At 72.7% G+C, this 20382-nt stretch carries 21 protein-coding genes and 1 pseudogene; 8 read left to right on the top strand and 14 right to left on the bottom strand.

Going from position 1 to position 20382, the window contains the following annotated elements:
• Positions 1-52: 52 nt before the first annotated feature.
• Together ABZV00_RS11235 and ABZV00_RS11230 are read right to left on the bottom strand one after the other, a co-directional pair.
• Complete coding sequence (locus ABZV00_RS11235) at positions 53-1228, bottom strand: PQQ-binding-like beta-propeller repeat protein (protein ID WP_355604404.1); 1176 nt, start codon at positions 1226-1228, stop codon at positions 53-55.
• Between the two features lie 30 nt (positions 1229-1258).
• Positions 1259-2962: an acyl-CoA dehydrogenase family protein gene (locus ABZV00_RS11230; protein WP_355604401.1), complete on the bottom strand. Its 1704-nt coding sequence runs from the start codon at positions 2960-2962 to the stop codon at positions 1259-1261.
• Positions 2963-3104: 142 nt separating this feature from the next.
• On the opposite strand from ABZV00_RS11230, the gene ABZV00_RS11225 reads away from it, so the two are divergent.
• The gene (locus ABZV00_RS11225; protein ID WP_355604398.1) at positions 3105-3563 is read left to right on the top strand and encodes a hypothetical protein; all 459 of its coding nucleotides are present in this window, start codon (positions 3105-3107) and stop codon (positions 3561-3563) included.
• Positions 3550-4782 carry a low temperature requirement protein A gene (locus tag ABZV00_RS11220; protein WP_355604395.1) on the top strand — a complete coding sequence of 411 codons (1233 nt, stop codon included), beginning with the start codon at positions 3550-3552 and terminating at the stop codon, positions 4780-4782. Before ABZV00_RS11225 ends, ABZV00_RS11220 begins: the two co-directional genes overlap by 14 nt.
• On the opposite strand, the gene ABZV00_RS11215 is transcribed toward ABZV00_RS11220, so the two are convergent.
• The 5 genes from ABZV00_RS11215 to ABZV00_RS11195 form a co-directional block, all read right to left on the bottom strand.
• Positions 4749-5357: a thymidine kinase gene (locus ABZV00_RS11215; protein ID WP_328426627.1), complete on the bottom strand. Its 609-nt coding sequence runs from the start codon at positions 5355-5357 to the stop codon at positions 4749-4751. The two genes, ABZV00_RS11220 and ABZV00_RS11215, sit on opposite strands and share 34 nt — an antisense overlap.
• A gap of 162 nt (positions 5358-5519) precedes the next feature.
• Complete coding sequence (locus ABZV00_RS11210) at positions 5520-6911, bottom strand: MFS transporter (RefSeq protein ID WP_355604392.1); 1392 nt, start codon at positions 6909-6911, stop codon at positions 5520-5522.
• 16 nt (positions 6912-6927) lie between these two features.
• A complete protein-coding gene (locus ABZV00_RS11205; RefSeq protein ID WP_355604389.1) occupies positions 6928-7695 on the bottom strand; it encodes a glycerophosphodiester phosphodiesterase in 768 nt (255 codons plus the stop codon).
• 146 nt (positions 7696-7841) lie between these two features.
• On the bottom strand, positions 7842-8417 hold the full coding sequence (locus ABZV00_RS11200) for a hypothetical protein (protein WP_355604386.1): 576 nt from the start codon (positions 8415-8417) through the stop codon (positions 7842-7844).
• 28 nt (positions 8418-8445) lie between these two features.
• Entirely contained in the window at positions 8446-9222 is a 777-nt protein-coding gene (locus tag ABZV00_RS11195) for a lysophospholipid acyltransferase family protein (protein WP_355604384.1), read from the bottom strand.
• Between the two features lie 202 nt (positions 9223-9424).
• Here ABZV00_RS11195 and ABZV00_RS11190 point away from each other — a divergent pair, with 202 nt between their 5' ends.
• The 3 genes from ABZV00_RS11190 to ABZV00_RS11180 all read left to right on the top strand — a co-directional run bounded on the left by ABZV00_RS11190 (position 9425) and on the right by ABZV00_RS11180 (position 13129).
• A complete protein-coding gene (locus ABZV00_RS11190) occupies positions 9425-10837 on the top strand; it encodes a cytochrome ubiquinol oxidase subunit I (RefSeq protein ID WP_328426623.1) in 1413 nt (470 codons plus the stop codon).
• Between the two features lie 14 nt (positions 10838-10851).
• Positions 10852-11850, top strand: a complete 999-nt coding sequence (gene cydB / locus ABZV00_RS11185; protein WP_355604381.1) for a cytochrome d ubiquinol oxidase subunit II — start codon at positions 10852-10854, stop codon at positions 11848-11850.
• Between the two features lie 85 nt (positions 11851-11935).
• Complete coding sequence (locus ABZV00_RS11180; RefSeq protein ID WP_355604379.1) at positions 11936-13129, top strand: GNAT family N-acetyltransferase; 1194 nt, start codon at positions 11936-11938, stop codon at positions 13127-13129.
• On the opposite strand, the gene ABZV00_RS11175 is transcribed toward ABZV00_RS11180, so the two are convergent.
• Positions 13130-13588 (bottom strand): MarR family winged helix-turn-helix transcriptional regulator, encoded by a 459-nt coding sequence (locus ABZV00_RS11175; protein ID WP_355604376.1) that lies wholly within the window; start codon positions 13586-13588, stop codon positions 13130-13132.
• A gap of 96 nt (positions 13589-13684) precedes the next feature.
• Between ABZV00_RS11175 and ABZV00_RS11170 the strand changes: the two genes are divergently transcribed.
• Positions 13685-14137 (top strand): MarR family winged helix-turn-helix transcriptional regulator, encoded by a 453-nt coding sequence (locus ABZV00_RS11170; RefSeq protein ID WP_355604373.1) that lies wholly within the window; start codon positions 13685-13687, stop codon positions 14135-14137.
• Between the two features lie 40 nt (positions 14138-14177).
• Here the strand turns inward: ABZV00_RS11170 and ABZV00_RS11165 are convergent, their stop codons facing one another.
• From ABZV00_RS11165 to ABZV00_RS11155, 3 genes are all read right to left on the bottom strand, one after another.
• Entirely contained in the window at positions 14178-14873 is a 696-nt protein-coding gene (locus ABZV00_RS11165) for a hypothetical protein (protein ID WP_355604370.1), read from the bottom strand.
• 83 nt (positions 14874-14956) lie between these two features.
• Positions 14957-15418, bottom strand: coding sequence for a peroxiredoxin (locus ABZV00_RS11160; RefSeq protein WP_355604367.1), 462 nt, complete (start codon positions 15416-15418; stop codon positions 14957-14959).
• Between the two features lie 45 nt (positions 15419-15463).
• On the bottom strand, positions 15464-16297 hold the full coding sequence (locus tag ABZV00_RS11155) for a patatin-like phospholipase family protein (RefSeq protein ID WP_355604364.1): 834 nt from the start codon (positions 16295-16297) through the stop codon (positions 15464-15466).
• 88 nt (positions 16298-16385) lie between these two features.
• Between ABZV00_RS11155 and ABZV00_RS11150 the strand changes: the two genes are divergently transcribed.
• Complete coding sequence (locus ABZV00_RS11150) at positions 16386-17114, top strand: SDR family oxidoreductase (RefSeq protein ID WP_355604361.1); 729 nt, start codon at positions 16386-16388, stop codon at positions 17112-17114.
• A gap of 46 nt (positions 17115-17160) precedes the next feature.
• On the opposite strand, the gene ABZV00_RS11145 is transcribed toward ABZV00_RS11150, so the two are convergent.
• Together ABZV00_RS11145 and ABZV00_RS11140 are read right to left on the bottom strand one after the other, a co-directional pair.
• Positions 17161-17286: a hypothetical protein gene (locus ABZV00_RS11145; RefSeq protein ID WP_328416631.1), complete on the bottom strand. Its 126-nt coding sequence runs from the start codon at positions 17284-17286 to the stop codon at positions 17161-17163.
• A pseudogene (locus ABZV00_RS11140) lies at positions 17283-18705 on the bottom strand (OFA family MFS transporter). Before ABZV00_RS11140 ends, ABZV00_RS11145 begins: the two are co-directional and overlap by 4 nt.
• 224 nt (positions 18706-18929) lie before the next feature.
• Between ABZV00_RS11140 and ABZV00_RS11135 the strand changes: the two are divergent.
• Positions 18930-19649: a VOC family protein gene (locus ABZV00_RS11135; protein WP_355604358.1), complete on the top strand. Its 720-nt coding sequence runs from the start codon at positions 18930-18932 to the stop codon at positions 19647-19649.
• 70 nt (positions 19650-19719) lie between these two features.
• Here ABZV00_RS11135 and ABZV00_RS11130 read toward each other — a convergent pair whose 3' ends face one another.
• Positions 19720-20352, bottom strand: a complete 633-nt coding sequence (locus ABZV00_RS11130) for a TetR family transcriptional regulator (protein ID WP_355604355.1) — start codon at positions 20350-20352, stop codon at positions 19720-19722.
• Positions 20353-20382 lie beyond the last annotated feature (30 nt).

Genomic DNA, 20382 nt, shown 5'->3' with positions numbered 1-20382 from the left:
GCCAACCGCTGTCAGGTACATCGGCGTTTCTCGCACCGAGAGAGGATGACGATCAGGGCGCGTCGAGCGGCCACACCGTCACCCGGGCGGCGCCGTCACGGCAGATCAGCCCGGCGCCGGCCTGGCGGCAATCGGTCAGCCCCGCCGGCAGCACCGCGCGCACCCGGGGGCCGTCCCGGCCCACCGTCGCGACCAGGGTGCGCCGGCCGTCCGACGCCGTCCCGAGCAGCAGCAGCGGCTCGGCGCCGATACGAGCGCCCGCCAGGGTGTGCCAGCGCGCTCCGGCCGGCCACGTCCAGCGCCGCATGCCGGTGCCCGCGTCCATCGCCCATCGGCCGAGCCGGTCGCGCCCGCAGACCAGGCCCTGGCAGGGCCGCAGAGTCAGCTCGCCCGGCTCGACCGGCACCTGCCAGCGCCGCGACAGCCCCGGCAGGTCGTACCCGGTCAGCGCCGCCCCGCTGCCGGTCGGGTGGCGCAGCACCAGGTGCCCGCCGATGACCTGCGGATTGTCCGGACCGTAGTCGGCCGGCGGAAGCCGCCCCTGCCCGCGGACCGCGCCGTCGCGGGCGTCGAGCAGCCGCGTCAGCCCGTCGTCCTGCACCAGCAGCACCCGCCCGGGCGTGCCGGGGAGCGCCCTCAGCACGGCCGTCGAGGGCACCGGCACCGACCATCGGGTCGCACCGGTGGCCGGGTCAACGCCGTGCACGGTGCCCTCGACCCGGCGTCCCGGCTCGGCGGCGCTGCGGACCTCGCTCACCGCCACCGCCGCGTCGCCGGCCGCGTACACCCGCTCGGGCCGCCGCCACAACGGCTGGCCGGTGCGTACCGACCGCGCGGTGGTCGCCGTCGCCCGGCCTACCTGGTCGCGTTCGGTGAGCAGTAGCAGGTCATCGGCCGCCTCGGCGGACCACCGGGTGGCCGGCGGCACGGTGACCCGCCACCGCGCCGGGCGGTGCGGCACGGCGGCGTCGTAGGCGCTCAGCGCCGGCGGGTCGGTGCCAGCGTCGACGACCAGCAGCAGCGGACCCGCGCTGAGCACGGTCGCGCGGGCGGGCAGCGCCGGCCCGACTCGGGGCGTCAGGTGTACGGGCGCGGCGGCGCCGCCGAGCAGGGCGCACGCGGCCAGCAGCAGCCCCACCCGCCCCGGCCGGGACGCCGCCGGAGACGGCGGTCCTAGGTCGTCCAGGGGCGCGCCCCGGTCGTCGCCCAGCTCGATCAGCACCGACATGGTGTCCACCCGCCCGCTCGCGCCGACCGGTCAGCAGAGCAGGTCCAGGTGGTTGTGGGCGTCCTCCGCGATCTCCTCGTGCCGCAGCCAGCGCCGCGCCCACAGCCGGGCGGCCAGTTCCGCCTGTTCGTCACCCCACGCGGCGTGCTCGACGAGCAGTGCGGTGGTCAGCGCGTACGCCAGGCGCAGCGCCAGGCCACGGGCGCCGGCGAGCACCGCCGCGGCGCCCGGGTCTGCGGTCACCGCGGTGACCGTGTCGCGCAGCTGCGCGGCGGCCGTGGCCAGGGTGTCGGCCAGTGCCGGCGACAGCGGCCGGGCCAGGTCGACGGCAGCGGCGAGTCGGCTCAGCAGCGGCGCCCCGGCGTCCTCTCGGGCCAGCGCGCGCAGCACGTCCAGGGCCAGAACGTTGGTGGTGCCCTCCCAGATCGGCAGCACCTGCGCGTCGCGCAGCAGCCGGGGTACGCCGGTGTCCTCCACGTAGCCGGCCCCGCCGAAGCTCTCCACGTACTCGCTGGCGGAGCTGACGGCGAGCCGGCCGGTGGCCAGCTTCGCCAGCGGCGCCACGATGCGCAGCTCCGCCTCGGCCGCTGGGTCGGCGCCGACCTCGACCCGGCCGAGCAGCGCGAACGCGTGCCCGGCCAGGGCGAACGCGCCCGCCGCGTCGACCGCGAGGGTGCCCAGGGTGGCCCGGTGCAGCGGCGAGGACGCCAGCGCGCCGCCGGCGACGTGGCGCGCGTCGGCGTACGCCCGGGCGTAGGCCAGGCCCCGCCGCATCCCGCCGGCAGCCGCGGCGGCGTTGTGCACCCGGGTCACCACGACCAGGGTCATGGCCCGGACCAGGCCGGGCACCGCCGGGTCGCCCAGCGGCACGGCGTACGCGTCGTGCAGGCCGATCTCGGCGGTCGGTAGTGCCCGGGTGCCGAGCTTGTCCTTGAGCCGGTGCACGGTGACGCCCGGCGCGGGCGCGCCCGCTGCGGCCCCGTCGGCCAGGGGCGAGTCGGCGGCGTACCGGGGGACCAGGAACGGGGCGAGCACCCGGCTGCCGCGCGCGGCGCCCTCCGGTCGGGCCAGCGCCACCGCCATCGCCGCGTCGGCGGCGGAGCAGAACCATTTCTCCCCGGTCAGCCGCCACGAACCGTCCGCGGCGGGCCGGCCGACGGTGCTGGAGCGACCCAGGTCGGAGCCGCCCTGCGACTCGGTCATCCACTGCCCGCTGGTGATCGCGGTGGCCGGGTCGGTGGAGATCAGCCGGGGCAGCCACGCGTCGCGGACCCCGGCGTCGACGTCGGGCAGGCTGAGCAGCGTCGCCGCCCCGTCGGCCATCGCCACCGGGCAGGAGAACGTCGCCGACTCCGGGCCGTACAGGTGCAGCAGGGCGTGCTGCACGACCCGCGCCGCAGCACCCCAGGTGCCGCGCGCGTCCGGCAGGTAGGGCAGTGCGACCACGGCGTGCCGGGCGGCGGCGGCCCGCTGCGCCTGCCAGCCGGCGGACGTGTCGATCCGGTCGACCCGGGCGCCCCACGGGTCGTAGCGGACCAGCCTCGGCGGGTGCGCCTCGGCGTCGGCGTGCGCCGCGCGCAGCGGCCCGGCGACGTCGGCGGCCAGGTCGGCGAGGCGGCCCTTCGCGGCGGCGTGCCCGGCCGGGCCGAGGTGACGCTCCAGCCAGGACCGCAGCAGGGCGTCACCGGCGTACGGGTCGGCGGGGGGTGGTACCGGCTGCACGAAGCGGCTCATCCATCGGCTCCCTGGCACTGGGGGTGTGCGCCGACGGTAGACGATCCGTGGCCGGTCCGAACAGGGCACACCCGCCCACCGGGCGCACCCAGTTTCCGGCTTGTCATGCTCTGCGCGACGACGTTCTCTACGGTCGGTAGTCGTGAGTGCCGGCCAGCCGTGGAGCCGACCGGCCCGGCGGCACCGCCCGATGCGCACCGGGCTGGCCTTCGCCGGGTTCGGCGTGGCGCTGTGCTGCGTCGGGGTGGCCGGGCTGGGCGCCTGGAACCTGCAGACCGTACGCCAGGCCGCCGGCCCGATCCGGGAGACCGCCGACGGGTTCCTGAACGAGGTGGCCGTCGGCGACACCGCCGGGGCGTACGAGCGGCTCTGCGCGGACGCGCGCACCCGGTGGAGCTCGATCGGCTTCACCAGTTGGGTGCGTACCCCGCCGATGGTCACCGACTACGAGATCACCGACGTGTCGGTGGCCACCCGTGGCGGACGCCCGCACGGCACGGTGACCGTGCGGTTGACCCGCGCCGGCGGCACCAGTGAGGAACGTCGGCTGCCCGTGATCCGCGAGGACGGGGACTGGCGGGTCTGCGGTGACCCGTTCTGAGTCGCCGGTCGTCAAGCCGGTGCGGCCCTGGTTGCTGCGCGAGCGGCGGGGTATGGAGCCGACCACCTCGACCGAACTCTTCTTCGACCTGGTCTACATCTTCACCGTCACCCAACTGTCGCACTATCTCATCGAGCACCCGGACTGGCCTGGCGCCGGACGGACCGCGTTGCTGCTGGCGATGGTGTGGTTCGTCTGGGTCTACACCGCCTGGCTGACGAACTGGCTGCAACCGAACGAGGCGCCGGTGCGGGCGCTGCTGATCGGGCTGATGTTGGGCAGTCTGCTGATGTCGGCGGCGATCCCCGAAGCGTTCGCCGATACCGGTCTGCTCTTCGCCGTGGTCTACGCGACGCTCCAGATGGGCCGCACCCTGTTCGCGCTGTGGGCGGTGCAGGGCCAATCGTGGTTGACCGACGGGTTTCAGAAAACGCTGCCGTGGTTCGTCGGGACGTCGGTGCTGGTGGTGCTCGGAGGCATCGCCGGCGGGGATGTCCGGGAGGCGCTGTGGGCGGGGGCGATCGTCATCGAAGTGATCGGCCTGTCGATCGGGTTTCCGGTGCCCGGTCTGGGGCGTAGCCGCGCCGAGCGGTGGATGGTGGAGGGCGGGCACCTGGCTGAGCGGTGCCAGGCGTTCATCCTGATCGCGCTGGGAGAGTCGATCCTGCTCACCGGGAGCACCCTCACCCAGCACCTGGACACGGTGACATCGGCGGCGTTCCTGTTGGCGTTCGCCGGCTCGGTGGCGCTGTGGTGGGTGTACTTCGCGCGCTCGGCGGCGGCCGCGACGGAGGTCATCGCCCGCGCCGGTGAACGCACCGGCGGGTTGAGCCGAGTGGCGTTCAATTACCTGCACCCGGTGATGGTCGCCGGCATCATCGTCACGGCGGCGGGCGACGAGCGGCTGCTGCGCGAGCCCGGTGCGGACGCCACCACGGTCGCCGCGCTGTTCACCCTGGGCGGTCCGGCGCTGTTCCTCGCCGGGCACGCCGCTTACCAGGCGGTGCTGTGGCGGATCCGGCCGACCAGCCGGATCGCGGCGGTGGTCGTACTGCTGGCGTTGTTGCCAGCCTGCGTCCTGCTGGCGCTGCCCGTCGCGGCGTGCGCGGCGCTGGCCACCATGGTGACCGTCGCGGTGATCATCGCGGACCGGTTCGCCGACCCCGCATGGCGTGAGCGCAGCGGTCAGTCGCGCGGGCCCAGGTCGCCCGAGCGGTAGTGCCGCCGGCAGAGCACCTGGTAGCGCACATCTGCGGTGTCCACGGTGTCGCCGATGACGACCTGCGCGCCCTCCCGGACCACCCGGTCGTTGACCACCCGGGCGTTGAGCAGCCCCTCCCGGCCGCACCAGCACAGCACCTCGACCTGGATGCGGGCGACCTCGTCGGCCAGCTCGAACAGCCGCTGCGCGGCGGGGAACAGGCAGGACCGGAAGTCGGTGGCCAGACCGAAGGCGAACACGTCCACGTCGTAGCTGTCGACCAGCTCGGCCATCTGCTCGACGTGCTCAACGGTGTAGAAGCACGCCTCGTCGCAGATCAGGTAGTCGACGCGTACCCCGTCGGCCCACCGGCCCCGGACCAGGGCCCGCAGGTCCAGGTCGTCGGTGACCTCGATCGCCTCGTGCGCCAGACCGATGCGGGTGGTGACCTGCGGGCCCAGCGACCGGTCGATGCGGGTGGTGACCAGCCCACGGCGGCCCTGCCGGGCGTGGTTGTAGTTCATCTGCAACGCCATGGTGGATTTGCCGCAGTCCATCGGCCCCCAGAAGAACTTCAACGCCGCGGCGTGCACCGGGCGCCCGTCGAGCCCGCGCGCAGCCGCGCACCCGGCCGGAGCGTGCGGCTGGCCGGGGAACGGGTGAGCCAGGCAGGTCGGGGCGGTGGCGTCGTCGTCGGTCACGGTCGGGCAGCCTAGCCCATCGGCAATCCTGGATCGGCGTAAGCGGGACGCTGGTCAGAGCACCCGGGGCGGGGTATTCCCGGCGGCGACGATGGCCCGGCGGATCGGCACGGCCAGGAGCAGCAGGAAACCGACCACGAAGAAGATCAGCAGGGAGACCAGACCCACCCGGTAGGAGGCGGTGAGCTGGAACACCAGGCCGAACGCGAGCGGCCCGAGCCAGCTGGTGCCCTTGTCGCTGATCTCGTAGAAGCCGTAGTACTCGCCCTCCTTGCCGGCCGGGATGAGCTGGCTGAACAGCGACCGGCTCAGCGCCTGGCTGCCGCCGAGGACCAGGCCGATGGCCGCGCCGAGGACCATGAACGGCACCGGCGCCTCGGCGGGCAGCCGGAACGCGCCGATGATCACACCGGTCCAGAGCACCAGGCTGAGCAGCACGGTCTTCCAGGCGCCGATGCGCCGGGCCAACGCGCCGAGGCTCAGCGCGCCACCGAAGGCGAGGAACTGCACCAGCAGGATCGTGACGATCAGGGTGCTCTGCTCCAGCCGCAACGCCTCGGTGCCGTACTGGCTGGCGAGGGTGATGACGGTCTGGATGCCGTCGTTGTAGACCAGGAACGCGAGCAGGAAGAACAGCGTCAGCGGGTACGCCTTGATCTCGCGCAGGGTGCGGGCCAGCTGCCGGAACCCGTCGGTGAGCACGTTGCCGCCGCGGGTCAGTGCCGCCGCGGTGGGGCGTTCACGCAGCCAGCGCAGCGGTATCAGGGTGAACGCCGCCCACCACACCCCGGCGGACACGATCGACCAGCGGGCCAGATCCAGGGTGCGTTGCGGGTTGTCGTCCTCGCTGAACAGGGTCACCGCGACCAGGTTGAACGCCAGCAGCAGGCCGCCGCCGAGGTAGCCCAGCGCCCAGCCGCGGCTGGAGATGCCGTCGCGCTCGTCGGGGCCGCCGAGCTGCGGCAGGAACGAGTTGTACACCACGATGGCCGCGCCGAAGGAGATGTTGGCGACCAGGAACAGCGCCCCGCCGAGCAGGTAGCGGTCGCCGGTGACGAAGGCCATCGCCATGGTCGCGCCGGCACCGGTGAACGCGGCGCCGCCGAGCAGTCGCTTCTTGTGCGCCGACCGGTCGGCGATCGCCCCGATGACCGGCAGCACGAAAACGGTGAGGAGCACCGACAGCGAGATCAGGTACGGATAGTAGGAGCCGGCGGCCACTCGGATGCCCAGCGGGTGCACGTAGCCGTCGCAGTCGTCCGCGCCCAGCTGGCAGCCGGCGGCCAACTCGGCGACGGTGGTGAGGAACGGGCCGAGGAACACCGTGATGACGGTGGTCTGGAAGGCGGAGTTGGCCCAGTCGTAGATGTACCAGCCGCTCCGCTCGCGGCGGGTGCTCGCCGGGGGCGGGGTCTCGTCCACCGTGGGGGTCACGGTCTCGGCCATCGGGGTCCTTCGCCGGTCAGGCGGCCCAGTGGCCGCGGCTGCGGTAGACGTCGCGCAGCACGCCGACGTGATCGGTCATGATGCCATCCACACCACGATCCAGTAAGTCGTGCATTTGGGCGGGTTCATCGATCGTCCAGACGTGCACCTGAAGGCCGAGTCGGTGGCAGTAGTCGAGGAACCGGCGGTCCACCACCGGCACCCGCCCGTAGCTGGGCGGCACCTGCGCGGCGACCACCGACGGGGGCAGCCGCAGGGGGCGGCCGTGCAGGGAGGCGACCCGCAGCCGGGCGACCCCGCGCATGCCGAGGCTGGTGGCGACCCGCCCCTCGGTGAGCGCCCGCAGCCGGGTCAGCCGGGCGTCGCTGAACGAGGCGAGCAGCACCCGGTCAGCGGCGCCGGCCCGGGTCACGGTGGCCACCGTCGGCTCGACGCCGCCGTCGGCCTTCACGTCGATGTTGAAGCGGACCTGCGGCCAGGCGCCCAGCACCTCGTCGAGCCGGGGTACGACGGCCGCACCGCCGACCCGCACCGAGGCGAGGTCGTCCCAGCGCAGGTCGGCGATGCGCCCCGGTTCGCCGGTGATCCGGCGCAGCGTCGAGTCGTGGAAGATCACCGCCACCCCGTCGGCGGTGGCGTGCACGTCGGTCTCCACGTACCGGTAGCCGAGGCCGATGGCGCGGGCGAACGCCTCGGTGGTGTTCTCGTCGCCCTCGGCGGCGCCGCCGCGGTGGGCGAACGCCAGCGGCGCGGGCGCGTCGAGGTAGCCGGATCGGGTCAGCACGCGACGCAGTATGCCCGCCGCCGGTGGACCTTGGGTGACCTGCCGGCGACATTCGTCGACCGGTGGTCGCCCTCGCCTCTCCTGCCGACCGGGCCGGCGGTGCTCGGCTCGGCGCCCCGATCCGGCGGCCGTCCCGTGCGGGCTGATCAGCTCCAGTCGGTCTGGTAACCGTCGTGGCGCAGCAGGTCCAGCAGTTCGACGTCGCTGGGCGGGTGCACGCGGGTGAGCGCGGCGATCAGGTCGTCGACCTCGACCGGGTCCGGCCCCTGCACCTCGATCGCCCGCACCCTGCCCCCGTCGGTGCGGTAGACGGCGGTGGACGGGTCGCTGTTGTCGGTCTGGTGGGTCACGATCAGCGTGCCCCGGCCGCCGAGGTCGGTGCAGGTGCGCAGCCGGGGCGTGTCGCAGTCGACGCCGTCGGGCAGCCCGGTCGCGGGTTGCGGCACGCGTAGCCGCCAGAGCACGGGCACGGCCCGGCCGTCGGCGGTGCGCAGCGGGTAGGCGATGTCGAGGCCGCCGCGCTCGAGCCAGCCGACGGTGCCGGGCCGGGTCACGCCGTCGGGGACCAGCAACTGCTCCCGGGGCCACGGCGACGTCCTGGTCAGGTCGGCGAGGTCCCGCTGGTCCTTGGCGTGGTGGTACGCGGTCCGCAGCCCGGCGTAGCCGAGCCCGCCCACGACGATCAGTACCAGCGCGACGAGGACGAGACGGCGGTGCGACACGTGATCACTGTGCCAGTCGCCCGCACGGTCAGTTGCCCGGCCGGCGGCGATGGGCGCGGCTGGGGTCGCTAGGGCGGCCCGGGTCGACGTGCCGGGGCGCGTCGGGTTCGTCGGGGCGCAGCGGGGCGAGGTTGTCGGTGAGCGCGTCGATGATCCGGTCGGTGGCCCGACGGGCGGCGCCGGGGCTGGCGGCGCTCACCTCGCCCAGGTCGACGGGTTCGCCGAAGTGCACGCGGATCACCGGGCGGCGCCACAGCGAGCGGGCGATGCCCCGCAGCGCTCCCCGGGGCGCCCGGTAGGGCAGCACCTCGTGGGCGCCCCACTGGGCGACCGGGATGACCGGGGCGGCGCAGGCCAGGGCGAGCCGGGCGGCGCCGGTCTTGCCGCGTTCGGGCCACATGCCGGGGTCCAGGCCGATGCGCCCCTCGGGGTAGATGAGGATCACCGAACCTCCTGCCACGGCGGTGGTGGCGGCGTCGAGTGCCCGGTGCACGGCGTTGGTGCCGCGGTCGACGCGGATGTGTCCGGCGCGGCGCATGAGGGTGCCGATCACCGGGGCGCGGAACAGCCCGGCGGTCGCCATGATCCGGGGAGCGATGCCGCGGGTCTGGCAGGCGGCGGCCATCACCACCGGGTCGAACGGGCTGATGTGGTTGGCGGCCAGCACCAGCGGTCCGCCACGCAGGTGCGCGGCGACGTCGCCGGTGACCTCGAGGCGGGCCAGCAGGCCGACCAGGGCCCGGGCCAGCAGTTGGGCGGCGCGCCAGATCAGCGGTGGTCGCCAGGGGGAGTGCGCGGTGTCCATCAGCGCGCCATCGTCGCACGCGGCGGCGGGGCCGCGAGGGCGGGTCGCCTGGTTGCCCGCGGCGGCCGGCGCCGGGCCGGGCGGCCGGGGTGATCAGGGTCATTGGTCCCGGGCCGGTTTGGGTCGCCCGGCCCTGCCCATCCTTCTACGACGAGCAGTAGTATTTACTACGTCTCGTAGTATGAACAGCTGGGGGTTTCAGGTGGACGCGTTGGACGTCGCCCGGTGGCAATTCGGTGTCACCACCGTCTACCACTTTCTCTTCGTGCCGCTGACGATCGGCCTATCCGTGCTGGTGGCCATCCTGCAGACCCTGTGGCACCGCACCGGCAACGAGCGTTACCTCAAGCTCACCAAGTTCTACGGCAAGCTGTTCCTGATCAACTTCGCGATGGGCGTGGTCACCGGCATCGTGCAGGAGTTCCAGTTCGGCATGAACTGGAGTGACTACTCCCGCTTCGTCGGCGACATCTTCGGCGCCCCCCTCGCCATCGAGGCGCTGGTCGCGTTCTTCCTCGAATCCACCTTCATCGGCCTGTGGATCTTCGGGTGGGACCGGCTGCCCAAGCGGGCGCACCTGGCCAGCATCTGGGCCGCCGCGATCGGCACCAACCTCAGCGCGTACTTCATCCTGGCGGCGAACTCGTTCATGCAGAACCCGGTCGGCTACCGGCTCAACCCGGACACCGGCCGCGCCGAGCTGACCGACTTCCTGGCCGTACTGACCAACAAGGTCGCCCTGGTCACCTTCCCGCACACCCTGGCCGGCTCCTTCCTGGTCGCCGGGTCGCTGGTCGTGGCCGTCGGCCTGTGGCACGTGATCCGCAACCGCGACTCCGCCGACACCGGCGCCTACCGCTTCGCCACGAAGTTCGGCTCCTGGGTGGTCCTGGTCGCCTCCGCCGCCGTGGTCTTCACCGGCGACATCCAGGGCAAGATCATGACCGACGTGCAGCCGATGAAGATGGCCGCCGCCGAAGGTCTCTACACCACCGAGAGCCCTGCCTCGTTCTCCGTGCTCACCGTCGGCAGCCTCGACGGCAGCCGCGAGGTCTTCGCCATCAAGATCCCGCACCTGCTGTCGTACCTGGGCACCGGCGACCCGAACGGCACCGTGCAGGGCATCAACGACCTGCAGGCCCAGTACGCCAGCCAGTACGGCGCGGGCAGCTACACCCCGATCATCCCGGTCACCTACTGGAGCTTCCGCTTCATGATCGCCTTCGGGTTGGCCGCCGGCGCGATCGCCCTGCTGGTGCTCTGGAGCCAGCGCAAGGGCCGCACCCCGAGCAGCAAGTGGCTGCTGCGCGCCGGGCTGGCCATGCCGGTGCTGCCGCTGCTGGCCAACTCCTTCGGCTGGATCTTCACCGAGATGGGCCGCCAGCCGTGGATCGTCTTCGGCGAGATGCTCACCCGCAACGGCGTGTCCCGCAGCGTCTCGCTGGCCGAGGTGGTCACCTCGTTCACCGCCTTCACGCTGATCTACGCCACCCTCGCCGTGATCGAGTTCAAGCTGCTGCTGCGCTACGCCAAGGCCGGCGTGCCCGACGTCAGCGAACAGCCCCCCACCGACGACACCGACGACGCCGAGCGTCCGCTCGCCTTCGCCTACTGATCCCGGAGCCCATCGTGGAACTGACCACCGTCTGGTTTCTCCTCGTCGCCGTGCTGTTCACCGGCTACTTCATCCTGGAGGGCTTCGACTTCGGTGTCGGCATGCTGCTGCCCGTGCTCGGCCGCAACGACCGCGAACGACGCGTCCTGATCAACACCATCGGCCCGGTCTGGGACGGCAACGAGGTGTGGCTGATCACCGCCGGCGGCGCCATGTTCGCCGCCTTCCCCGAGTGGTACGCGACCCTCTTCTCCGGCTTCTACCTGCCGCTGCTGCTGATCCTGCTGGCCCTGATCGCCCGCGGGGTGGCCTTCGAGTACCGCCACAAGCGCCCCGAGGCGTCCTGGAAGCGCCGCTGGGACGCGGCGATCGTGGTCGGCTCGCTGCTGCCGGCGATCCTGTGGGGCGTCGCCTTCGCCAACATCCTGCGTGGTGTGCCGCTGGACGCCGAGCACGAGTACGTCGGCGGCCTGCTCGACCTGCTGAACCCGTACGCCCTGCTCGGCGGCGCGACCACCATGGCGCTGTTCCTCACCCACGGCGCGGTGTTCCTCGCCCTGAAGACCACCGGTGACATCCGCGAGCGCGCCGGCGCCCTCGCGGTGCGCATCGGGGTCGCCGCCGCCGTGCTCGCGGTGGTGTTCCTGAGCTGGACGTTGAGCATCCGCTCCAGCCCGGCCGCCGTCGTGCTCGCCGTCGGCGCGGCCCTCGCCCTGCTCGGTGGCCTCGCCGCCGCCCGGGTACGCCGGGAGGGCTGGGCGTTCACCGGTACGGCCGTGGCGATCGCCCTGGCGGTGGCGACCCTGTTCGCCGCGCTGTTCCCGAACGTGCTGCCGTCCACCCTGGACGCGGCGGGCACGCTGACCGCCACCAACGCCGCTTCCACCCCCTACACCCTGAAGATCATGACCTGGGTTGCGGTGATCTTCACCCCGGTCGTGCTGGCCTACCAGGGCTGGACCTACTGGGTGTTCCGCAAGCGGATCGGTGTGGCCAACATCCCGCAACACTGACCGCGGAGGTGCGGGGCCGGCATCGGCCCCGCACCCCGTCGGTAATTCGGCAGCTCTCGAAGATCGATCCCGCTAGGGTGTGCCGATGCCCACCGCCGTGCACGTCCGCGAACTCACCGCCGACGACCTCGCCGATGCCTGGGAGCTGGGCAGGTTCGCCTTCGGGTCCGACCCGCAACGACCTCCGCACGCCACCGAGGCGGTGCCCGGCTTGACCCGCTACGGCGCGTTCGACGACGCCGGCCGGCTCGTCGGAAAGGCCGTCGACCTGCACCACGACCAGTGGTGGTCCGGACGGGCGGTGCCCGCCGCCGACGTCGGCGGCGTGGCGGTCGCCCCCGAGGCCCGCGGCCGGGGCGTGGCCCGCGCCATGCTCAGCGCCCTGCTCCGCGGTGCCCACGAACGGGGAGCGGCGATCAGCGCGCTGTACCCGACCGTCGTCGCCCCCTATCGCGCCTGCGGCTGGGAGGTCGCCGGCGTGCTGCGCGTCGTCAACCTGCCCACTGTCTCGCTGCCCCGGCACCGACCGGACCCCCGGTTCACCATCCGCGCCGGCACGCCCGCCGACCTGCCCGCCGTCGCCGCCCTGTACGAGCGGGTCACCCGGCACCGCAACGGTCCGCTCAGCCGCCGGGGTCAGCTGTTCGACTTCTTCGCCGCCGGTGGCGGCCTGCCCGGCGACGGGCTCACCCTGGTCGAGGACGCTGGCGACCTAGTCGGCTACGCCAGTTGGGAACGGGGCCGTGGCTACGGCGCCGACTCCGTGCTCACCGTCGACGAGGCCCTGGCCAGCACCGCCGAGGCCGCCCGGGAACTCGTCGGGGTGCTCGGCAGTTGGGCCAGCGTCGCCCCGACCCTGCGGCTGTGCCCGCTCGACGGCGACGCCGTCAGCGCCCACCTGCCGCTCGAGTCGGCCCGCGAGCACGAACGGAACCTGTGGATGCACCGGCCGGTGGACGTGGCCCGGGCGGTCAGCGCCCGCGGCTGGCCCACCCACGTCCGGGGCACCGTCGACTTCGCCCTCGACGATGACCTCGCCGACTGGAACACCGGCACCTGGCGGTTGACCGTCGCTGACGGCGCCGCCGAGCTCACCCGGATCAGTGGCGAGGCGGACCTGCGGCTGACCGTCCGCGGTTTCGCGCTGCTGTACACCGGCGCCGCCCACGCCCGCTCGGTCGCCCAGGCCGGGCTGCTGCGGCACTCCACCGGTACCGACCCGGCCGCCCTCGACCTGCTGGGCGCTGGCGGGCCGGCGCAGCTGCTCGACTACTTCTGATCAGGTCGGCACCGCCGCCAATTCGGTGTTCGCGCGGTCTGTGACCAGGGCGAGCACCCGGGCCGCCGTGCTCATCTCGTCGGTCGGGATGTCCACGTACAGCCGGGCGGTGATGTCCGCGACGGCGGCACCGATGCGGCCCTGTGTGACGCGACCGCTCTCGGTGAGCGACACCTGCGGCTCACCGTCGCCCGCTGGAGCGCGGTCGCCGACCTGCGCGAGGTCGGCGTCGACGAGTTGGGCGATCACCGCGTGCACCGCCGGCTCGTCGACCTTCAGGGTGCTGGTGATCCGGTGCACGAGCCGTGCCCGGTCGACGGCGCCGTCGGCGAGGACGTTGAGCGCGAGCGCCTGGCCGAAGCTGATCCCGAGCGGGGTGATGGCTCGTTCGAGCAGGGCTCGGGTGGCGTAGTGGGCCTGGCCGATGACCTGGCCGTTGAGGATGGGTGCGGTGGACATGCCGCCTCCTTCAAAACGTTGGCGAAACCAATGTTGGCGCGACCAACGTAGCATGAATCGTGGGTAGCACCAACGATTTCTGCTAGGCTGCGCCGCATGGAGTCCACCGGCCCGCAGTCACCCGCCGGGCTACGCACCACCCCCAGCTGGCTGCTCAACCAGACCGCCAGCCACGCCGCCCGACTGATCGGCGAGGGCTTCGCCGCGCACGGCCTACGCGGCTATCACTATCGACTGCTCGCCGCACTGGCCGAGGGCGGCCCGGCCAGCCAGGCGGACCTCGGCCGGCGCTGCGGCATCGACCGCAGCGACGTCGTGGCGGCCATCAACGACCTGGCCGGCCGGGGGCTCGTGGTGCGCGCCCCCGACCCGGCCGACCGTCGCCGCAACGTCATCAGCCTCACTGACGCCGGCACCGACGAGGCCGACCGGATGGGGGAGACCGTGGAACGGGTCCAGCGCGATCTGCTCGCCCCGCTGTCCACCGACGAACGCGACCAACTGACCCGGCTGCTCACCCGGCTGCTCGACCACCACACCCGCCACTGACCCCGCATCAGGGGCCGGAACGGTCAGTGGACCGACGCGCTCAGCGGGCCTCGCGCAGCTCCGCCAGCCGTGCCTCGATCTCGGCCAGCTCCGCGCGCAGCTTCTCCGCCTGCTGCTCCGCCTCCGCCCGCTCGGTGCCGAGGATCTGCTCCACCGCCTCCTGCACGCCCGGCACGTCGACCAGCGCCACCATCTTCAACGCCTCCGCCGGCTTCACCACGTACGGCTTGGCGAGGGCCTTGCTGCCCTGCTGCGCGGCGACCGTCCACTCACCGTCGGCGTACGCCAGCGTCACCGTCAAGCCCGCCGGGCCCTTCGGCTTCACGGCCTTGACCGCCCGCCGTGCCGGCGCCTTCTCCACCTGTTCCACCTGCTCCACCTTTGGCTCCTCCCGCCGTGGCGTCGGCACCCGCGGCGTGTCCAACACGAACTCGGGCGCCGCCACCGCAGGCGGCTCCTCCGCCGGTGGCTCCGCCTTCGGCTCCACCACCCGACGACCGGCGCCCTTGGGTGCCATCGCCACATCCGCGGGGGAGAACGGCAACTCGTCGCGACCGAAGCGCACCACCACGAACTCGTCGGACACCTCGGGATCGGTCAGCTCCACCACCTGACCCCCCTGACCGGCGATCTGCCCCGCGGATGCGGTGAACACCACCCGCGGCTTACGCCCGGCCGCCAACGCCTCCCGCAGGCTCTGCACCTCGTCAGTGGACAAACCCTGGCCGGCATCCATCAGAACCCTCTTCCGTACACCTGTTTGATTGCTGTCTTGATATCAGCCGGCTGCGACACCCGCCGCACGGGGCTCCGGTCCGCTCAGCCGCCCAGCGCCCGCAGCGCCCGGTCCGCGTGGTCGTTCATGCTGACCTCACTGTGGATCACCTCGATCACCCGCCGGTCCACGCCGATCACGAACGTCATCCGCTTCGTGCTCAATGCCCCCAACGGCAGCCGCCGCCGCACCCCGAGCTGCTGCGCGACCGCCCCGTCCGGATCCGACAACAGCGGATAGTCGAAGCCGTGTCGCGCGGAGAACTCCGCCTGCTTCTCCACGGTGTCCCGGCTGATGCCCACCCGGGTCGCGCCCACCGCCGCGAACTCCGCCGCCAGATCCCGGAAGTGGCAGCTCTCCGCCGTGCAACCCCGGCTCAAGGCCGCCGGGTAGAAGAACAGCACCACCGGCCCCGCCGCCAGGAACTCCGACAGCCGCCGTGGCGTGCCCGTCTCGTCCGGCAGCTCGAAGTCCTCCACCACGTCGCCGACACTCACATCCGCCACCGCGCACCTCCGTTGTCAGACCGGACAGGCGGTGAGCGTAAGCGATCACGCCCAGAGCGTCGGCACCTCGTCCGCCACCACGGCGGCCTGCGCCCGCCCCGCCCGCGCCGCTCCGGCCCGCCGCGCGGGATCCAGCACGTTGCGGCCGATCGCCTTGCGCGCCCCCGCGTCCGGCGTCACCACCGCGACCCGCGAGCCGGCCGCCCGCAGACCGGCCACCTGCGCCGACAGCCGTGGCATCGGCCCGAACGCCCCCGACGTCGGCGCGATCACCAGCACCCGCCGGGCGCCCGCCGCCAGGTCCGCGTTCACCGCGGAGCGCATCCCGCCGTCGACGTAGTGGCGCGCGCCGATCGTCACCGGCGGCCACACCCCGGGCACCGCGCAACTGGCCCCCACCGCGTCCACCAGAGACACCCCGCTGTCGGCGTCGAACACCACGAACTCACCCGAGGACGCGTCCACCGCGGTCACCAGCAGCCGCCGCGCCGGCCACTCCCGGGCCGGCAGGCGGGCCTCGATGACCGCTCGCCGCGACGCCTCCGAGGGGGTACGGGCCGCCACCGCCATCGCCCCGATCCGCGCCCGTGACCGCACCGCGTCGCGGGTCCGACCACCGGCCCACACCATCCGCGCCAGCGTCGCAAACCCCAGCCGCGCCGTCCGCTCGCCGGACGGTGGCGCCAACTGCGCCTCGTACAGCTGCTCCAGCGGCATGCCCGAGCACACCTGCGCGCCGACCACCGAGCCCGCCGACGTGCCCACCACCAGATCCGCCTCGGACACCACGACGCCCCGGTCGGCCAGCCCCGCCAGCAGGCCCAGCTCCCAGGCCACGCCGGTCACCCCGCCACCACCGAGCACCAACGCCCGCTCCATGTGACTCTCCTCTCGACGACCGAGCCGCGCCGGTCACGGTAGCGTCGGCGCGACCCCTACGCGGCCCCAGGAAACAGCGGGAGGCACCATGACACCCGTCACCGTCATCACTGGCGGCGGCCGCGGCATCGGCGCGGCCACCGCCCGCCGCCTCGCGGCGGCCGGGCACCACGTCGCTCTGTGCTACCGGCGCGACCACGCCGCCGCCAGCGCCGTCCTGGCCGACCTGCACGCCACCGGCCGGCAGGCCATCGCGGTGTGCGCCGACACCACCGACCCCGCCCAGGTCGACGACCTGTTCGCCGCCGCCGCGCAGCTCGGCCCGCTCACCGGTCTGGTCAACAACGCCGGCGTCACCAGCCCCATCGGGCCCTTCACCGAGCTGCGCGTCGACGACCTGCGCCGGGTCGTCGACGTCAACCTCATCGGCTACGTCCTCTGCGCCCAGCAGGCCGCCCGCCGGATGACCGACGGCGGCGCCATCGTCAACGTGTCCTCGGCCGCGGCCACCCTCGGCAGCCCCGGAGAGTACGTGCACTACGCCGCGGTCAAGGCCGCCACCGACACCCTGACCGTCGGCCTGGCCAAGGAGCTCGCCCCGCGGCGCATCCGGGTCAACGCCGTCGCGCCCGGCATCGTGCGCACCGACATCCACGCCGACTCCGGCGTACCCGACCGCGCCGACACCGCCGCCGGCCGCATCCCGCTCGGCCGCGCCGGGGAACCCGACGAGATCGCGGCCGCCATCGCCTGGCTGCTCGGCCCGGACGCGTCGTACGCCACCGGCACCGTGCTGCGCGTCTCCGGCGGTCTCTGAACCGACCTGGGGTGGGTGCCGCGTCAGCGCGGCACCCACCCGGCGGTCAGTGGGTGAACAGCTTCGCTGCCGTGATCACCGTCTGCGCCACTCCGTAGCCGAGCAGCGCCGCCACCACCAACCAGGAGATCCACAACCGGGCCTGCTGCCCGTGCCGGCCGTCGTCGCTCATCGCGTGCCACTCCTCTCCGCCGCCACCGGCGCCGTACCCTCGTCCGCGTCCCCACCGGTGGGCGGCTCGTGGAACCGCTGCGGCACCGGCCGGATCAGCAGGTTCGCCACGAAGCCCACCGCCAGCACACCCACCATCGTGAACAGCGCCGGCCGGTACGCCGCCGCCGTCAACGTGCCCGGCTCGCCCTCGGCGTCGAGGAACCCGTTGACGATCAGCGGGCCGGCGATCCCCGCCGCCGACCAGGCGGTCAGCAGCCGGCCGTGGATCGCGCCCACCTGGAACGTGCCGAACAGGTCCCGCAGGTACGCCGGCACCGTGGCGAACCCGCCGCCGTAGAACGACAGGATCACGCACGCCAGCAGGACGAACAGGGCCGTGGCCGTCTGCCCGACCAGGGCCAGCAGCGCGTACAGCACCATGCCCACACCCAGGTACACCAGGTAGATCGGCTTACGCCCGATCACGTCCGAGGTGGACGACCACACGAATCGGCCGGCCATGTTGAACAGCGACAGCAGCCCCACAAATCCGCCGGCCGCCGCCACCGTCACCGCCGAGGTGCCGTTGTCCCGGAAGAAGTCCTGGATCATCGGGCTGGCCTGTTCCAGGATCCCGATGCCCGCCGTCACGTTGCAGAACAGCACCACCCACAGCAGCCAGAACGACCGGGTCTTCACCGCGTTCGCCGCCGACACGTTCGCCGTGGTGACCAGCGGCTTCGCCGCCACCGTCGCCGGATCGAACCCGGCCGGACGCCAGTCCGGCGCGGGCACCCGCACGTTCGCCACCCCGAACATCATGATCACGAAGTAGCCCAAGCCGAGCGTCACGAACAGCCACACCAGTGCGCTGCCCGACGCGGTCGATCCTGCGTTGGCCGGGTCGTAGCCCGGGTCGTAGAACGACAGCAACTGCCGGGACAGGGGAGAGGCCACCATCGCCCCACCGCCGAACCCCATGATCGCCAGCCCGGTGGCCAGGCCCGGCCGGTCCGGGAACCACTTGATCAACGTGGAGACGGGGGAGATGTACCCGATCCCCAGACCGATGCCGCCGAGCAGTCCGTACCCCAGATACAGCAGCCACAGTTGCTTCGTGGCGATGCCCAGCGAGCCCACCAGGAAGCCCGTCGCCCAGAAGCAGGCGGAGACGAACATCGCCTTACGCGGCCCGTTCGCCTCCACCCAGGTCCCGGCGACCGCGGCGGACAACCCCAGCATCACGATCGCGATGCTGAAGATCACCCCGATGGGCGGTCTGACTGGCATCGAAGTGGGCGATCAGCGAGTTCTTGTACACGCTGGTCGCGTAGACCTGGCCGATGCAGAGGTGGATGGCCAACGCCGCAGGGGGGATGAGCCATCGGCTGTAACCGGGCGGCGCGACAGTGTGCCGACGATCGAGCGCGGAAAGCATCAGCTGCTTCCTCTCCGAAGCGGGCGAGAAACGTCCTCACCACTTGCCCACACATCGCGGAGCTGGCAAACCTCACGATCGCCGGACGGTCGGTCCGGTGAGCTGAGCGGTCCAGCCGCCCCGCGCGGCGCTACCCCGCGCTGCATCCGCCATTCGGATGGCCCGGGACGACGATCGGCCAGATCCATGTGCGACGGTCCGTTGACGGCGGCTAGGAAGAACGGATGGCCAACGAGGTGACCGTTCCGCTGCTGCCCTGCGCGTCCATCGACGACATCGTCGCGTTCTACGAGGTGCTCGGTTTCCGAACCACGCATCGGCAACGCAAGCCCAACCCGTACGTGGCCCTGCGGCGTGAGGACCTGCATCTGCACTTTTTCGAGATGCCGGGGTTCGATCCGGAGCAGTCCTACGGTTCGTGCCTGGTGCTGACGTCGGACACGGGTGAGCTGTACCAGGCGTTCGCGGCGGGCATGCGGGCCGCCTACGGCAAGGTGCTGATCTCCGGGACCCCGCGAATGACCCGGCCCCGGGCACGGAAGAACCACGACGGGTTGAGCGGGTTCAGCGTCATCGACCCGGGAGGCAACTGGATCCGCGTCGTTCAGAACGCGGCTGTCAGCCCCACACCGGCGCCCGTGCCGGTTGGACGGCTCGCCAAAGCCTTGGCGAACGCTGTCGTGCAGGGGGATTCCAGGAGTGACTTCCAGCAGGCCGCCCGGATCCTCGACAGTGCGTTGGCGCGTGTCGAGACCGGCGACGACCCGGTCGCGCTGGTGGAGGTCCTCGCCTATCGCGCCGAAGTGGCGATGGTGCTGAACGAGCCGGCGACGGCGGCGACAATGCTGGCCCGCGTCGACCGGGTCGCGCTGAGCACGGAGGAAACCGAGCGGGCCACGGGGGCACTCCAGAGCTCGGCCGACATCGCGGCAGCACTGGCCTAGCGCCTCGGGTGGCGGTCGCCCAAGGCCGCCGCCAACCGCTCTCGGCGCGCCGAGAGCGGTTGACCAGCCGTCAGGCTGCCGGCGTGGGACCGGCGAGGTGGGCCATGATCTTGCCGAGCTGGTCGGCATAGGTGTCGAGGAATTCCTGCGAGTCGGCGGGCAGTCCGGTCACCCGGCGGACGACCTGGGGCAGCACGGTCGGTGCGAGCGTCGCCGCGAACAGCATGAGCAGCACGTAGGGCGGGTCGAGGCTGGCCGCGAGCTCGCCGGCTTCCTGGCGGCGACGTACGTCGTCGACCATCGCCGTGAAGTAGGCCTGTGCTTCCTGCTCGCCCTCGGGGTCGGGTGTGGCGCCGGTGTCGGCGAGCCCCTCCCACGCGAGCAGCCGTGCCCAGGATCGCTGAGTGGCCCCGAGCCGGACGAAGCCGGTGACCACGTCGGCCATCGTCACGTCGGGCTGCGCGGCGCCGCTGGTCGTCTGCCATCGGCGCTGCAGCGCCTGGAACAGGCCTTCCTTGCCGTCGAAGTAGTACGAGATCAGCTGCTGGTTGACCCCGGCGCGGGCGGCGATCGCACTTGTCCGGGCGCCCGCGAAGCCGTGCTCGCCGAACTCGACCAGCGCCGCTTCGAGGATGCGCTCGCGGGTGCGCTCGGCGTCGCGTTTGCGCTCGTCGCCGCTGGGCGACCGGCGGGGTCCGCTCATGGCGATCATCATAACACAATTACGCATATG

This window comes from Micromonospora sp. NPDC005173 (assembly GCF_040608515.1).
In the GTDB taxonomy this organism is placed as follows: domain Bacteria; phylum Actinomycetota; class Actinomycetes; order Mycobacteriales; family Micromonosporaceae; genus Micromonospora.
The sequence above is the reverse complement of the archived record's forward strand: the minus strand, read 5'-3'. Positions and strand labels throughout refer to the sequence as shown.